We start from the raw sequence: 13,915 nt of genomic DNA on the forward strand, positions 1-13,915 counted from the left end.
TAACATTCTTAGGGTAATGCCCAAACAATGTAAATCACTTCGTTTTTCTCATAAGCCGCCCGCCCTATAAGCGCCTCCGCGCCGCCCTATTCTTCCATATTCGATCAATTATTCAACCCATAAATAACTAGAAAGAAAGGGATTATACATACAATTATGATAAAAAAACCATTTATACGCTCTTTGTTATTTTTATGCATAGGCAGCTTATTGCTAAGCCTCTCTGTTTCCCTCCCACCTTCCGCTGCTGCGGAGGCTGCTCCGCCTGCCAACCAATTTGATGCGATGTTTGTTCTTGATACAAGCTACTCCATGACAGAAACCGATCCCGGCAATACGTCTGCGGAAGTTATCCATATGCTGATGGATATGAGCGAGGCCGAGCGTACGCGCATCGGATACGTCGCCTACAACCATTCGATTGTGGACAGCCAGCCGCTGACGGATATGTCGGTCAAGGAGAAGCGCACCCGATTGAAAAGCTCGATCGAGTCGCTGAAGCGCAAAGGTTATACCGATATCGGACTTGGATTGCTCAAGGGCACGAATATGCTCGCCGAGCAGCGCAAGGAAGACAGCCAAGCTTATGTTGTGCTTTTGTCAGACGGGGCTACAGATCTCGGCATCTACTCCAGCAACCGCACGGTGCAGGATTCAGGGGAAGATGTAACCGCAGCAATTAATCTTGCGAAAAAAAATGGGTTCCCGATTTATACGATTGGGCTTAATCATGACGGCACGGTCAATAAAGCGGAGCTTGCCCGCATTGCGAAAGAAACGGGCGGCAAATCGTTTATGACGAGCAGCGCCGAGGATTTGCCGGAAATTTTCAACCAAATTTATGCTGATCAGGTGCAGTCGATTTTGCTCCCCGTTGCCGCTCTAACAGCGAAAGGCAGCTTGCAGGAAGTTCCGGTAACGATAGCGAACGGAAGCATGAGCGAGGCCAACATTATTCTCATTTCGGAGAAACCGATCAATGAGACGCAGCTCTTTTATCAATCGAGCAATATTCGGATGTACAATTCGAGCAAATATACGATTTTGAAAATTACGTCGCCGCTCAAAGGCACCTTTAACTTGAAATTCCGCGGCGTCTCGGGCGACTTGGTCAAAATTTATGTTTTGGCCAACTATGAGCTGAATGGTGAGGCAAAGCTGTCTTCTGATAAAGATATTGTGAAGGGCCAGCCTACACCGTTCGAAACACAGCTGTTCCATCCAGACGGCTCGCCATTGGCAGATGCCGATTTTTATGCGACGGTCAAAGCGGTGCTCACGATTACTAACAAAGATACGAAAAAATCAGAGGAAATTCCGATGACTTTGACAGAGGATAAGCTGGAGGCTGGCTATAGCTTTCCGATCTCGGGCAATTACAGCTGGCGCGTACGAATGGAAGGGCCGGATTTTTACCGCGTTATGCCGGGCGGTCCGTTAACCGTGACTAATTTGCCTCCTGTGGAAGCAGGCGATGGCCGCATCAAGCTTAGCAAGGAAGATGGCGGCTCCGACATTGCGCTAAGCACATTGTTCACGGACCCGAACAATGATCCCTTAACCTTCAAGCTTGCGTCTACTGCTGCTTCTAACCGCTATGATGCTGCGATTACAGCCGATGGCATTTTGCAGCTGGAGCCGCTCAAAACCGGAACGTCCGACTTGGTTATTGAAGCAGCAGACACGGAAGGCGGAACGCTGACACGGACGATTAAAGTAGAAGTAACGTCCGTCTGGACGCTGTACCTTCAAATTGCAGTTAGTGTGCTGATACTCGCGATTATAGGAACGGTGCTTTATTTCGTCTTGCGTCCGAAGCCGCCTTTTGCCGGCAGGCTGGAAGGCTTCTTCCTCAACACCGCGAGCGGCAATGAAATTCCGGTGACGTATTGGCCGCTCACTTCATTCCCGCAGCATTCCATTACGCTGCAGCAGCTGTTCCATTCGCTCGATATTAATGAGCCGCTGCCTGAAGCAGCAGCAATTACCTTTTATGCAGGGAAAAAAGGAACGTTGTTCGTGAAGCATACGTCGCGCTGCACGCTCGTGCGCGGCAAAACCGCACTGCGCAAAGACCGCAAAGAACCGCTGCAATATGGCGACAAGCTGTATATTACGTTCGAGGATGGCATTACGGAGATCGAGCTGCGCTACAAGCCGATTAAGGCGAATACGAATATTTTTACAAGGCCGGATTGAGCTAGAGAATGAGGCTTTATCATTTGATTTTTCTAATGAAGCTTATATAACGAGGTCCAAATGAAAAAGCGCCTAAGACAATTCGTTGTCATAGACGCTTTTTCATGCTGCTGCTTTGCTATTTATAATAGAAGAAACGATGCATTTTTTTGCCCGCTAAAGCTGCCTGTCCCGCCTCTTGCCAGCTGTTAATAGGCTTTCCCAGCGGAGAGCCATGGCGAACCAGCCGAGAGAGCGGCATCTTTTTTCCGGCGACATCGCAAGTCCCCAGTGGATCAGCTTATCGAAGGGAGCGCTAATGCGGCGATGGTTATACGATCTTACCGCAGCAAGATTATCCTCGAACAGGCGCTGCCTGACATCCAGCGGCGCTTTCCCTGCAAAAATGTAATAAAGCGTAGCCGCTAAACTATAAATATCGGATACCGGCTCCTGCCGCGACGTTTCCGAATAAAACTCCAATGGCGAATAACCGCTTGAAGTAAAAATAAGCTGCTTTCCAGGATTTCCATAAGGAATCGCCGAGCCAAAGTCAATCAGCTTCACCCCGCCACCTTCGTCAATCATAATATTGCCGGGTTTTACATCGCGGTGAATGATGCCCTGATCATGCACATATTTCAGCGCGCCTACTACTCCGCCAGCAATCGACAGCAGCTCTGGCTGCGCTCGTGTGACGTCCTCCTGCTGCAAATAATGCTCCAGCGTGAGGCCGCGGCAAAACTCCGTAACTAAATACGCCGTGCCATTTGCTTCTATATAATCCGTGTAGCCTACAATTTGCGGGTGGCTCAGCTTCTTCAAAATAATCGCTTCCTGCGCAAAGACGCAAAGCAGCTCGCGAAATTTCTCGGCAAAGGCTGGCCCGCAGCCTACCGTTAGATGATCCGCCTTGCGCCTCGCCAGCTGCTGGGGGAAAAACTCTTTAATAAGCTTCAGCTCGCCCGTCTCCGTCTGCCGCGCTTTATAGACAATGGAAAGCTCGCTTTGATGAATGGCCTGCTTCACCTGATAAACGTCGCCAATTCGCGTATTGCGAATTAACGCTTCCGTCGTTTTTTCCTGCTCCATAACCTCGTCCCCATCTTACAAAAGTTTTAATTCATCTCTTATATATGTTATCGGCTGCGCATACAGTTATTGTCATAAGGAGAAGGAAATTTTTTAAGCAAGTCGAAACGGCTGTCGCCGTACTCTGGCGGTAAAGCTCCTGTTTCGCGATAAATTATAAGCATGTTTAAGTGCGAAACTTATACATGCTTATATAAAAAAAAAGCAGCCGATTAGCTGCTCCCTGTTTATCGCCTGTAGGATGGCTTGCTTCATTATTAATGAAGCTTTATTTCATTCATGATTTTAAAAATGGTTTAGCACTCGCCAGCTTCAGCAGGCTTGCCCGCGTCGGTCGCTGTGCGGAAGCTGCTTCCACAGCCGCATGTAGCGCTCGCATTCGGATTTTCGATCGTAAACCCTCCGCCCATAGCGGATTCCTTCCAATCGATCTCCAGGCCGTTCAGATAGCGCAGGCTGCTTTGGTCAACGACGACTCTAAGGCCCGTCATATCCATTTCCTGATCGTCCGCGGACTGTTCATCATCAAATCCCATGCTGTAGGAAAAGCCGCTGCAGCCGCCTTCCTTCACACCGATGCGCAGGAACATTTCCGGAGTTCCCTCCGATTCCAGCATTTCTTTTATTTTATCAGTTGCCGATTCACTGATTGTAATCATCATTCATTACCTCCCTGCAAAATACGATTCTAATGCATGCTTATACGTCTAGTATACTCCTCTTCACGAAACAGCTCAAGAGTCCTTTGCCCGCTTCCATATATGGCAAAGCTATGACTTAATAGTTGCCGCTGCAACAATAGAGGTTTATAATAATGTCATCTCAAGCGTAAACGACTGATGCTATACTTAACCAGTAAAGCTTCGTTTCGCGTAGAAATATAAGCCTGACATAAACAGATTACTTATTCCAGTCTTATATTTTTAACAAAATCGGATCAGCAAGTTATTTTTTTCACAATTAGCCCAATCAGTACCGACAGTGATGTCCTTATCTGAGGTTGACCCGATTGTGGCTGACGATCGCATTCGCCGGCCTTTATGTCTTTTTAATAGCAATACCACTTGGAAAAAATGAAGGAGGATGCCGATATGTTTATCGCGGTACCTACAGAACAGAAGCGCATGCAGGAAATTATTGACAAGGTTCGAAATGGGCAACGGCTGACGCTGGAGGATGGCGTATTTCTCTATGAGTCAGACGATTTGCTGACGATTGGCCAACTCGCGAACGAAGCGAATTTGCGCAAAAATGGAAATAAGGTTTATTTTATCGAAAATATGAGCCTTTATTTCACGAATGTATGTGAAGCGCATTGCGCATTTTGCAACTTCCGCAAAGATGAAGGCGAGCCTGGCTCCTACACGCTGACTGGGGAGCAAATGATTGAATATGTGGAGCAGCATATTCACCCGGGCGTACGCGAATTTCACATCGTTGGCGGCCATAACCAGCATGTGCCTTTTCAATATTATGTCGATTCTCTAAAAGCTTTGCATAAGCAATATCCAGATGTCACGCTGAAAGCTTATACGGCGGCGGAAATTGATTTTTTCTCGCGGATTAGCGGCTTGACGTATAAAGAAGTGCTGCAGGAACTGATGAAAGCGGGGCTGAAATCCCTGACAGGCGGCGGTGCCGAAATTTTGTCTGACCAATACCGCAAAAAAATGCGCGTAACGAAAGCCGACGTATCGCAGTATCTTGATGTTCACCGCACGGCGCACAACCTGGGGTTAAAAACACATACGACGATGCTGTACGGCTCTATCGAGAGCAAAGAGGACCGCGTAAGGCATATGATTCAAATTCGCGAGCTGCAGGATGAAACAAATGGTTTCTTGGTATTCATTCCTTTGTCCATGCAGCCGATAAATCCTAAAGCGGGCATTAGACGCCGCAACTCCGCTTTCGAGGATTTAAAGACGATCGCGATTAGCCGTCTCATGCTCGATAACTTCCAGCATATCAAAGCTTATTTTATCAATATTGGCACACAGCTGACGCAAGTCGCACTGACGATGGGAGCTTCCGATGCTCACGGCACAATTGTGAAGGAGCGCATTAGCCACGCCGCAGGCGCACTTACGCCAGAAGGCATTACTCGTGAGGATTTGATTTGGCTGATTAAAGGTGCAGGACGCGTTCCGGTTGAACGCGATACTTTCTACAACGAAGTTAAGGTTTATGAGTAATCATCTGACCAATCACATATATTAAGGCGTGTATGCATAGCGCAGGACTGGCTTCCGGTTTACATGCACACCCTTGCAGCATCCATGACTGATCAGATTAATAATAATGCGGGGTTGAGGCGTAAATGAGAAAATTAGTAATTTTAGGCGGCGGCTACGGCGGCCTTGCCATTGTTGAAGAACTGATCGAGAAGCATATCCCGCTGGATGTGTCTATCGTTCTGATTGACCGCATGCCGTTCCAAGGCTTGAAGACGGAATATTATGCTCTAGCTGCCGGTACCGTGTCCGACCTTGAGCTGCGCGTCAAGTTCCCGGTGGACTCGCGAGTCAGCACCGTTTATGGCGAAGTTGACAATCTTGATCTTGAAAATAAGCTGGTTTATCTGGAGCAGCAAGACCCGATCTCCTACGATTGGCTCGTCATTGGCCTTGGCTGCACAGACAAATACCATGGCATTGAAGGAGCAGAGACGTTCTCTACGAGCATTCAGACGTTTTCTGCTGCACGCAAAACGTATCAACAGCTTAATGACGTCAAGCCTTACGGACAGGTGTCAATCGTAGGCGGCGGGCTCAGCGGCGTTGAAGTAGCTGCCGAGCTGCGCGAAAGCCGTCCCGATTTGAACATTCGCATTATTGACCGCGGCGCAGGCGTCATGTCCGCTTTCCCAGGCAAGCTGCAATTGTTCGTCGCGGAATGGTTTAAAGGCCATGAAGTGGAAATGCTCGGCAATGTTTCCCTTTGCAAGCTTGAGCAGGGCGTCCTGCACGACCACAATTCCAGCAAGCCGCTGCTGAGCGATGTAACGGTATGGACGGCAGGCATTCAGCCGGTGCCGATCGTGCAGCGTCTGGATTTGCCGAAGGATAATCAAGGAAGGCTGATTATCGATGAGCATCATCAGCTCCCTTCCCACAGCGGCGTATTCATTGTCGGAGATTGTGCTGCACTGCCCTTCTCTCCAAGCGGACAGGCGGCTGGCGCGCAAGGCAAACAAATTGCTGAAGTCATGCAAGCCATTTGGCATGACAAAACGCCCCGGCTTGGCAAAATCAAGCTCAAGGGCGTTCTCGGTTCGCTCGGCAAAAAGAGCGGCTTTGGCATTATGGGCGGCACACCGCTTATGGGCCGTGTACCGCGCCTCGTAAAGAGCGGCATTTTATGGCGGTCCAAGCGGCACTTCGGTTAAAGATCGTCCAGCAGCTTGTCTAGTGCGTCACGATCGGTCTCTTGGCGAATAATAGCTTCATGAATTTTGCCATATAATTCATCAATGGTATCGGCGGCGACAATTTCCCCCTCGACGAGGGCAAACGGCTTTAAGTAGCATTCGCCGCAGTTGCCGAGACAGCCATATTCTGTAATTTCGTAGAGATCTTCTTGCTCGAATTTCTGCATAATGTCCACGGTTCCATGGTGGGCATTGCTAGTACAATATTCAATCATTGTCTTAAACATAAGCTTTACACCTTACCTTGCTGTAGGTATCCATTTTCAATTGCACGACTTTGTACTATAATAAGACAGAAAGGAGATGATTGCAATGAGTGAACAAGCACAAAGCACAATGTACGATGAAGTATTGGACGTACTGGATAAATTGCGTCCGTTCCTGCAGCGCGATGGAGGAGACGTTGAGCTCGTAGACGTTGAGGACGGTATCATTAAGCTTCGCCTGATGGGTGCATGCGGCAGCTGCCCAAGCTCCACCATCACGCTGAAAGCTGGTATTGAGCGCGCACTGCTTGAAGAGGTTGAGGGCGTAGTCGAAGTCGTTCAAGTATTCTAATCGTACACTAAAGCAATAAGCTATAGCGAAAGCCCGGTGTCCTCTGAGGACAACCGGGCTTTCGCTGTTTGCATGTTCTATTCAGCTGCGGACGAGCACTTGCATCTCTTTTATTCACAGTCCTTTAATATTAGGACGAATCGGATCAAATCCGCCCGTCACATTAATAATATTCCCCGTTAAAAAATCCGACCGCCTTTCGCATAGAAAGGTGATCACCCGAGCAACATCTTCTCCTGTTCCGGGTCTGCCAAGCGGCGATTCCTCATCCTCCTGGCCTTCTACCTCAGCAATCGTCCGTTCCTTGTTCGCTCCGCGAATATCGCCAGGCCCAATCATATTGACGGTAATGCCATAAGCAGCTTCTTCAACGGCAAGCGATTTGGTAAAGGAGACGAGTCCGGTTTTGGCTGCCGCATATACTGCTCGGTGGGGCCATGACCGCGCTTCACCCGCGTGTCCAAAGCCGAAATGAATGATCCTTCCCCAGCCACGGCTCCGCATGCCTGAAAGCAGCTTATGATCGAGCAGCATAACGCTGAGCAAATTGCTGTTAAGCATGTCCGATATAGCGGCAAAATCATAGTCGGCAAACAGCCGCCGCTCCCTGACAAACGGTCCCGCATTGTTGACCAAAATATCAATGCCGCCTCTCCAGCTTGCCGCTTCATCGGCCAGCTTCGTCGCGCCTTCCGGCGTTGAAAGATCCGCCTGCACAATGGTAGCGCTTACGCCGAGTTGTTCGATTTCTTTTTTCGTTTGCTGGGCTTCCTGTTCGCTCTTAAAATAATTAATGACGATATGACTTCCCTGCTGCGCAAGCTGCAATGCGGTTCTTTTGCCAAGCCCTTTGGCGCTTCCCGTGACAAGCGCCGTTTTCCCGTTCAACTCCAATTGTGCTTCCTCCTTGCGATTACGAATCGACTATCTTTTTCGTATATAACCGCAAGCGTACTGGAACGTAAGATATAAAGTGTCGGTCACCATTGCTACTCCAGCCGCCAGGTCCTGTGACTGCGCCATGATGTTTTCAAGCTTTACTTCGAGTCCATAGCCTTTATGGCTTTGAACAAGATCATCGAGCATTTCAGAATTCATATAATGGATTTCGGCATTGCGCCGTTTCCTCAGGCGGGCCATTGGCTCCTGCGTTAAGCTTTTGACCTCATCAAGTCCACCTGTCAGCGTCCGATGGACACCGCGATCCCGCATATTCCGCAGCACCGTAAAATAGGAAAAATGCGGTTTAATCCGCTCTGTCTTCATGGCGAGCAAATCATTGAGCAAAATGCCTATTTTATCGAGCAAAGCAAATACGCGAATGAAAGCATTTTTGTCAAAATAAACATAACGCTGATACATAAGGTACTCGTCAGCTTGCATTTGGCTGACTGAGCTGGATTTGATTTTCTGCTTGAAGCGAATGGTTGCATAATGGCTTTGCTCCAGCTCATTCAAGGAAGAAATCAAACCGCGCGTCCATATCTCATACGTCCGAAGCTTATGATCCACATCCTTGCCCGCCTCTACCTTGCCCTGAAGCTGCGATATAAATTGCTCCATTAAACGCACCGTCTCACCGTGTCGTCCCTCTAATGCCCGCTCTGGCTCGTCAAACAGAAATCGCAACATCGTGTGCCTCCGTCCCTTCCCCTGGCTATCTAGCGCCTTCCCGCAGCCTCCAAGAACGCACCAACATATCCATTATAACGCCGAATAGTGCACTAACAATGAGATTATGCAATAAATTTGTAAAAACAAACCAGTTTGAATTTGTAATCGTCAATGTGAGCAGAGCCCCGCTTAATACTTGCGTCAGCACGAGAATGAGCGCTAGCTTTGCCATTGGTGCAAGTCCCTTATTTGCTCCGCTTTTCCTGCGAATGTGCACGAATACGCCAGCAATTGCAAGAGACAATATAACTGCACCTATCCGATGGATGAATACGATCGTCTCGGCACCTTCAAAATCAGGAATGACTTTCCCGTTGCAAAGCGGCCAGTCCAGACAGCCGCCGCCGGAATCCGTATGACGAATATAAGCGCCTAAATAAATAACAACATAAATGTATACCGCTAGCCCCAAGAGCCGTGGAAAAAACGATCTTGGCACTGAAAACTCGACTGCTTGTCCATCCCGATTGCGATATGCCCAAAAGACGAGCAGCAGCGTCGAGGCGAATGCCATAAGCGATATGCCAAAATGAATTGCCATCACCCATGGCGATTGCGGCCATTTGACAGCAGCAGCGCCCATCAAAGCTTGCAGGATGGTGAAAAACAAGGAGCTGCTTGCGAAAACGAGCGGCTGCTTGAAGGCGACTTTGTCGCGTTTAAACAAAAGAAACGATGCAATAAACATGCCCACGACCAAAATGCCTTCAATACCCGTTGTAAGCCTGTGCGTGTATTCGATAAACGATTCTAATGTATAGGCTGGTATAAATTTACCATGGCATAACGGCCAGTCATCTCCACAGCCTCTGCCAGCATCCATGTTCGTAACCAATGCACCGTTCAGCAGTATGATTAGCATGCCTAGAGATGTTGCAACTGAAAATTTGCGAAAACGGCTTGAAACCATTCGTACAATCACCTTTTTTCGTTTGAATTACCACTCATTATAGCCATAAAATATGCCAAAAGCCATGTTGAAAATGTGACACTTGTCCATCAAGGCTCTAATTATGATGCTTCTGTGACCATAAAAAAATCCGTGCGACGGCGCCGCACGGACTTTGCAAATTGTGCTTATTGGTTTTCCGCCAAAGCATCGCTTACTTGCAAGGCGCGATCGACAAACTGTTCGATCTCCTCACGCGACTTCCGAAGCTTATTGACGAACCGCACAACTTCCTGGCCTTTGCGAAAAGCAAGGAAGCTTGGAATGCCGAGAATGTTCAGCTCGGAGGACAGATCCGGCAAATCATCGCGGTCGATTTCATAAAAGACAGCTTTGCCCGCATATTGCTGCTCAAGCTCCGGCATAAATGGCTCAATGTAATGGCAATCTTTGCACCATGTTGTTTTGAATACGATAACCGTCAGTTCATCAGCCTGTACAGCTTCCCGAAAGGAAGCATCTGTCGATAATTTAATCATTTTTTCCTTCCTCCTTCTTATCCAACTTCACGTTCAATGACTAAATATTTCTCGTTGTCATAATAAGATTCCCATTTTAAAGATGCGCCAAGCGTCTTCGCAAGGTTGCGGGCAGGAACATAAACCGTACCTCTTACAGTAGTTGCCGGATAGGACCATTTCACCGACTTGCCATTCACAATGGCGGTATCGCTGCCATTTTTCACTGTAATCGTCGTAGCAGTCGCCTTGTCAAATAGCGTAAGCTGCTTCGTCTTCTTGTTGTAAGAAATCGTAGCTCCAAGCTGCTCCGCCACATCGCGCAATGGCACAAGCGTAATATTCGTAGGAGTTATAATCGGCGGATTGCCATAATCCTGTGTATATAACGTAGCCGTCTGGACACCTACATGGAACGTATTTTTGAGCAGATCATAAGCATATGAGCTTTTGTCAAACCATTGCAGCGTTTCATAGCCATTCAGGTCGTACATATCATCCAAATTAATAGCATTGTCGCTCACGACTGGAGCTTCCGCCTTCACCGCTTCGTTCACATTCCATTTTTGGCTCTCGGAGCGAATGACGATGCTCATTTGCGTCTCAGGCTCGGTATCGCCAATCATAATGGTTGCCTCGACTACTTGCTTGCGAATGTCCAGCTTGCTGTCTACATAAACATCTGTCTTGAGCGATGTATTCTTGTTGAAGACAGTTTCCAGGAAATAGCCGTCCTCGTCTTCCTCCAACGCTTGCAGCTCCTCCTGCAAGTATGCAAGCTCTTCTGCAAGGCTGTCTGCAAGTTCTTTAATTGTATCCTCTTGTGTAGGGCCATCAAGCACAACCGGTTGGTCAAAAGGATTTACTTCTCCGATCGCTTCCCATACTTCTGGATGACTGGAGAGCACTTCAACGAAGCCTTTAACCATCTTGTCCAGTCCCGCACGATCGTTTACGAGAACATCGACATATTTTTTAATCCAAGTCCAAATAGCCGGACCATCCAGCTCCGTATGAACTTTCATCAAGGATACCGATTGGCCGTTAATCGATTCCTGCACCGCATTCACAGAAATTTGATCGGGATTAGGCAAATTATTAATGAAATAGCCGCTTATGGCATCGATCACTTCTTTGCCCAGCTCTACGAGCGAAGCGTCTGCCGGACCACCCGTTACGGACTGTCCAATCGCCCCGGAAACGCCCATTAACGAAGGCAAGCCCGCTTCGCTCATATCCAAAGCAAAGGGCTGCTTCGCCCCTTCAATTTCTACGACCGCCGTTGTATCGGACATTTTGAGTGAAAAACCAATGGAAATCGTGTCAGCCAGCAGAAGCTTACCGCTGTAAGATACATGTGTGTCGTCCTGTACCTTGATGTTTGTAAGCTCAAGCTTTGCGCTGTTGATTAATTTCATAATCGCCAATTCATCTTCGTCCATGTATTCAAGGTCTTCCTCGCTCAAATTCAATTGCACAGACAACGTCTGCTCGCCCTCATAAGAAGTAACCTTAAGCGAGTTCGTAATCGCCTTATTTAGATCGACACCGCTAATAGCCTGGCAGCCTGCAACAAACACAAGCACCAATGCCAGCAGCAGGGCGACCCCTTTTTTTATGCTCCCCAGCTTTTTCAATGTACGTGACCCCTCTCGCCAACAAAATAAAAATGAATAAATTCCTCTTCATTGTACAGGAGCCTAGGACCCATGTAAATGTATGGAAACATGCGCTATAACAAACAAGCGTAAACGGCTTTGCCGTCCTCTGGCGGCAAAGCTTTTGTTTCGCGATGAAATATAGAGAAAGAATAACGTTAGGATATCCTTTCCTATATTTCAAGCGTAAACGGCTGTCGCTGTCCTTTGGCAGCGCTGCGCGTTTCATTCCGAGGTCTTACACTGCAGCGCGGCCAGTCAGCCTAAACAGCTTGGCAAACAACTTCCGAAGCGGTCCGGGGAATGTTTTCACATCTTCTGCTGTCACGACGCGCAGCAAAATAAGCAGACCCAAATACAAACCGCCAATAACGACGCCCGCCACAATGAGAGAAATCAGATAAGCCAGCCTATCCGGCAGCTCAGAGCCTTCTAACAGCCATCTGAGTCCTTTGTCCGCTCCCCAGCCTGCTGCCATGGAAAGGAGTACAGCCGCGATATAAGGCATCCAGCGGCGACCGAGCACGTTGAATTGCACATAGGTGCGAATCGATTGCAAATTAAACCAGGTAATAAAAATAAAACATAGCGTTGATGCGGCAATTAGCCCATAAATACCGAATATCGGAGCCAAGACGAAGCTGGCCACCAGCTTGAGCCCAATGCCAATTAAGGTGTTATACATCGCTAATCGCGGCCTGCCAAGCCCGGACAATACCGAATTGCTAATCATCATCGTCGCCTGGAAGATCGTACCCGCTGTCAAAGCCGCTACAATGCCGCTGCCTTGCGGTCCTGTGAACAGCAGCCCTGTAACCGAATAGGCTAAGACCGCAAGCGTCAGTGCCGCTGGAATGCCTGTAAACAGCACAATACGCATAACGAGCGACGTTTGGCGATTAACCTCTGACATATTTCGCACGGAAAAGGCAGAAGATATAACCGGAATAATCGAGGTGCTTAGCGCTATCGCCAAAATCGGTGGAATGCCGGCAATAGATTGCGCTTTCCCCCCAAAATCCGCCAATATCTCGATTGCCTGATCATAGCTGTAAACGCCCGCCCGCAACTTCATGAGCAAGTAATTATCAACCATATAAATCAGTTGAACCGTTATAGCGGTAACGACAATCGGGATTGAAATTGAAAATATTTCCCGGTATATGGCGCGAAAAGGAATACGGGACGCTTCCGCTTTTTGTAAAGCGATCGTTTTTGCTGCTTCGCTGTCCGCTGGCCAATTATCCATTTCTAGCTTGTCGGTCCGGCGCAGCTTGACTGCGTACCACACCATGACCAGAATAGCGCCTATCGCTCCAAAAAAGTTGCCGAAGGACGCTGCTGCTGCTGCCAGCTGATCTCCCCAGCCCCAAGCGAGTACGAGAATCGCTAGACCAACACCAACCACAACGCGCATAATTTGCTCCATTATTTGCGAGAGCCCGCCCGCCATCATCAGCTGGCGGCCTTGAAAGTAACCGCGCATCATGGCGATTAGAGGGAATAGGAGCAGGGTTGGCGCTATCGCCCGAATAGCAAATACCGCATCAGGCAAATCTTGAGAAACAGCCAGCTGCTCTGCAAAAACGTACAACAATGTAGACAAAATGAGTCCTGTTACCAAACCGAACAAAAGCGCCGCCTTATAAATGCGCTGCGCTTCCTGCTGGCGGCCGAGCGCGTAACGCTCGGATACCATTTTGCTAATGGCGCTTGGGATACCGCCTGTTGCTACAATAAGTAAAGTTAAATATAAATTGTTGGAGACGGTAAAGCTCGCCAAGCCTTCTTTGCTCAGCATATGCTCCAGCGGCACACGCTGGAAAATACCGAGCATACGGGCAACCAGCGCAGCCATAGCTAAAATAAGCGTTCCTTTAATAAGTGAATCTTTCTTCATAGCGGGTATGTCTCTCTT

Annotated in this window: 13 protein-coding genes; 4 read left to right on the forward strand and 9 right to left on the reverse strand. The window is 48.3% G+C overall.

Annotation, left to right across the window (positions count from 1 at the left end; genetic code table 11):
- The first annotated feature begins 156 nt into the window (after window positions 1-156).
- Window positions 157-2,199 carry a vWA domain-containing protein gene (locus BBD42_RS01205; protein WP_099516654.1) on the forward strand — a complete coding sequence of 681 codons (2,043 nt, stop codon included), beginning with the start codon at window positions 157-159 and terminating at the stop codon, window positions 2,197-2,199.
- Between the two features lie 156 nt (window positions 2,200-2,355).
- Here the strand turns inward: BBD42_RS01205 and BBD42_RS01210 are convergent, their stop codons facing one another.
- Window positions 2,356-3,270 carry a serine/threonine protein kinase gene (locus tag BBD42_RS01210; protein ID WP_099516655.1) on the reverse strand — a complete coding sequence of 305 codons (915 nt, stop codon included), beginning with the start codon at window positions 3,268-3,270 and terminating at the stop codon, window positions 2,356-2,358.
- Window positions 3,271-3,566: 296 nt separating this feature from the next.
- Window positions 3,567-3,929, reverse strand: coding sequence for a HesB/IscA family protein (locus BBD42_RS01215; protein ID WP_056039292.1), 363 nt, complete (start codon window positions 3,927-3,929; stop codon window positions 3,567-3,569).
- Window positions 3,930-4,361: 432 nt separating this feature from the next.
- On the opposite strand from BBD42_RS01215, the gene mqnE reads away from it, so the two are divergent.
- A complete protein-coding gene (mqnE, locus tag BBD42_RS01220) occupies window positions 4,362-5,465 on the forward strand; it encodes an aminofutalosine synthase MqnE (protein ID WP_099516656.1) in 1,104 nt (367 codons plus the stop codon).
- A gap of 125 nt (window positions 5,466-5,590) precedes the next feature.
- Window positions 5,591-6,658: an NAD(P)/FAD-dependent oxidoreductase gene (locus BBD42_RS01225; protein ID WP_099516657.1), complete on the forward strand. Its 1,068-nt coding sequence runs from the start codon at window positions 5,591-5,593 to the stop codon at window positions 6,656-6,658.
- Here the strand turns inward: BBD42_RS01225 and BBD42_RS01230 are convergent.
- Window positions 6,655-6,927, reverse strand: coding sequence for a YuzB family protein (locus BBD42_RS01230; protein WP_056039283.1), 273 nt, complete (start codon window positions 6,925-6,927; stop codon window positions 6,655-6,657). The genes BBD42_RS01225 and BBD42_RS01230 overlap by 4 nt on opposite strands.
- Before the next feature lie 85 nt (window positions 6,928-7,012).
- On the opposite strand from BBD42_RS01230, the gene BBD42_RS01235 reads away from it, so the two are divergent.
- Window positions 7,013-7,258, forward strand: a complete 246-nt coding sequence (locus BBD42_RS01235; protein WP_046228577.1) for a NifU family protein — start codon at window positions 7,013-7,015, stop codon at window positions 7,256-7,258.
- A 114-nt stretch (window positions 7,259-7,372) separates the two neighbouring features.
- Here BBD42_RS01235 and BBD42_RS01240 read toward each other — a convergent pair whose 3' ends face one another.
- The 6 genes from BBD42_RS01240 to BBD42_RS01265 all read right to left on the reverse strand — a co-directional run bounded on the left by BBD42_RS01240 (window position 7,373) and on the right by BBD42_RS01265 (window position 13,897).
- Entirely contained in the window at window positions 7,373-8,146 is a 774-nt protein-coding gene (locus BBD42_RS01240) for an SDR family oxidoreductase (protein WP_099521386.1), read from the reverse strand.
- A 36-nt stretch (window positions 8,147-8,182) separates the two neighbouring features.
- Window positions 8,183-8,890, reverse strand: a complete 708-nt coding sequence (locus tag BBD42_RS01245) for a Cthe_2314 family HEPN domain-containing protein (protein ID WP_099516658.1) — start codon at window positions 8,888-8,890, stop codon at window positions 8,183-8,185.
- A 25-nt stretch (window positions 8,891-8,915) separates the two neighbouring features.
- Window positions 8,916-9,842, reverse strand: coding sequence for a COX15/CtaA family protein (locus tag BBD42_RS01250; RefSeq protein ID WP_099516659.1), 927 nt, complete (start codon window positions 9,840-9,842; stop codon window positions 8,916-8,918).
- 167 nt (window positions 9,843-10,009) lie between these two features.
- Entirely contained in the window at window positions 10,010-10,360 is a 351-nt protein-coding gene (locus tag BBD42_RS01255; RefSeq protein ID WP_099516660.1) for a thioredoxin family protein, read from the reverse strand.
- Window positions 10,361-10,377: 17 nt separating this feature from the next.
- A complete protein-coding gene (locus BBD42_RS01260; protein WP_099516661.1) occupies window positions 10,378-11,976 on the reverse strand; it encodes a copper amine oxidase N-terminal domain-containing protein in 1,599 nt (532 codons plus the stop codon).
- A gap of 259 nt (window positions 11,977-12,235) precedes the next feature.
- Window positions 12,236-13,897 carry a putative polysaccharide biosynthesis protein gene (locus BBD42_RS01265; RefSeq protein ID WP_099516662.1) on the reverse strand — a complete coding sequence of 554 codons (1,662 nt, stop codon included), beginning with the start codon at window positions 13,895-13,897 and terminating at the stop codon, window positions 12,236-12,238.
- Window positions 13,898-13,915 lie beyond the last annotated feature (18 nt).

The organism is Paenibacillus sp. BIHB 4019 (assembly GCF_002741035.1).
GTDB lineage: Bacteria > Bacillota > Bacilli > Paenibacillales > Paenibacillaceae > Pristimantibacillus.

Excerpts from the sequence above, each read along its gene's own strand:
- BBD42_RS01205 (WP_099516654.1), top strand. The coding sequence starts at position 157 with ATGATAAAAAAACCATTTATACGCTCTTTGTTATTTTTATGCATAGGC.
- BBD42_RS01210 (WP_099516655.1), bottom strand. The coding sequence starts at position 3,270 with ATGGAGCAGGAAAAAACGACGGAAGCGTTAATTCGCAATACGCGAATT.
- BBD42_RS01215 (WP_056039292.1), bottom strand. The coding sequence starts at position 3,929 with ATGATTACAATCAGTGAATCGGCAACTGATAAAATAAAAGAAATGCTG.
- mqnE (WP_099516656.1), top strand. The coding sequence starts at position 4,362 with ATGTTTATCGCGGTACCTACAGAACAGAAGCGCATGCAGGAAATTATT.
- BBD42_RS01225 (WP_099516657.1), top strand. The coding sequence starts at position 5,591 with ATGAGAAAATTAGTAATTTTAGGCGGCGGCTACGGCGGCCTTGCCATT.
- BBD42_RS01230 (WP_056039283.1), bottom strand. The coding sequence starts at position 6,927 with ATGTTTAAGACAATGATTGAATATTGTACTAGCAATGCCCACCATGGA.
- BBD42_RS01235 (WP_046228577.1), top strand. The coding sequence starts at position 7,013 with ATGAGTGAACAAGCACAAAGCACAATGTACGATGAAGTATTGGACGTA.
- BBD42_RS01245 (WP_099516658.1), bottom strand. The coding sequence starts at position 8,890 with ATGTTGCGATTTCTGTTTGACGAGCCAGAGCGGGCATTAGAGGGACGA.
- BBD42_RS01250 (WP_099516659.1), bottom strand. The coding sequence starts at position 9,842 with ATGGTTTCAAGCCGTTTTCGCAAATTTTCAGTTGCAACATCTCTAGGC.
- BBD42_RS01255 (WP_099516660.1), bottom strand. The coding sequence starts at position 10,360 with ATGATTAAATTATCGACAGATGCTTCCTTTCGGGAAGCTGTACAGGCT.
- BBD42_RS01265 (WP_099516662.1), bottom strand. The coding sequence starts at position 13,897 with ATGAAGAAAGATTCACTTATTAAAGGAACGCTTATTTTAGCTATGGCT.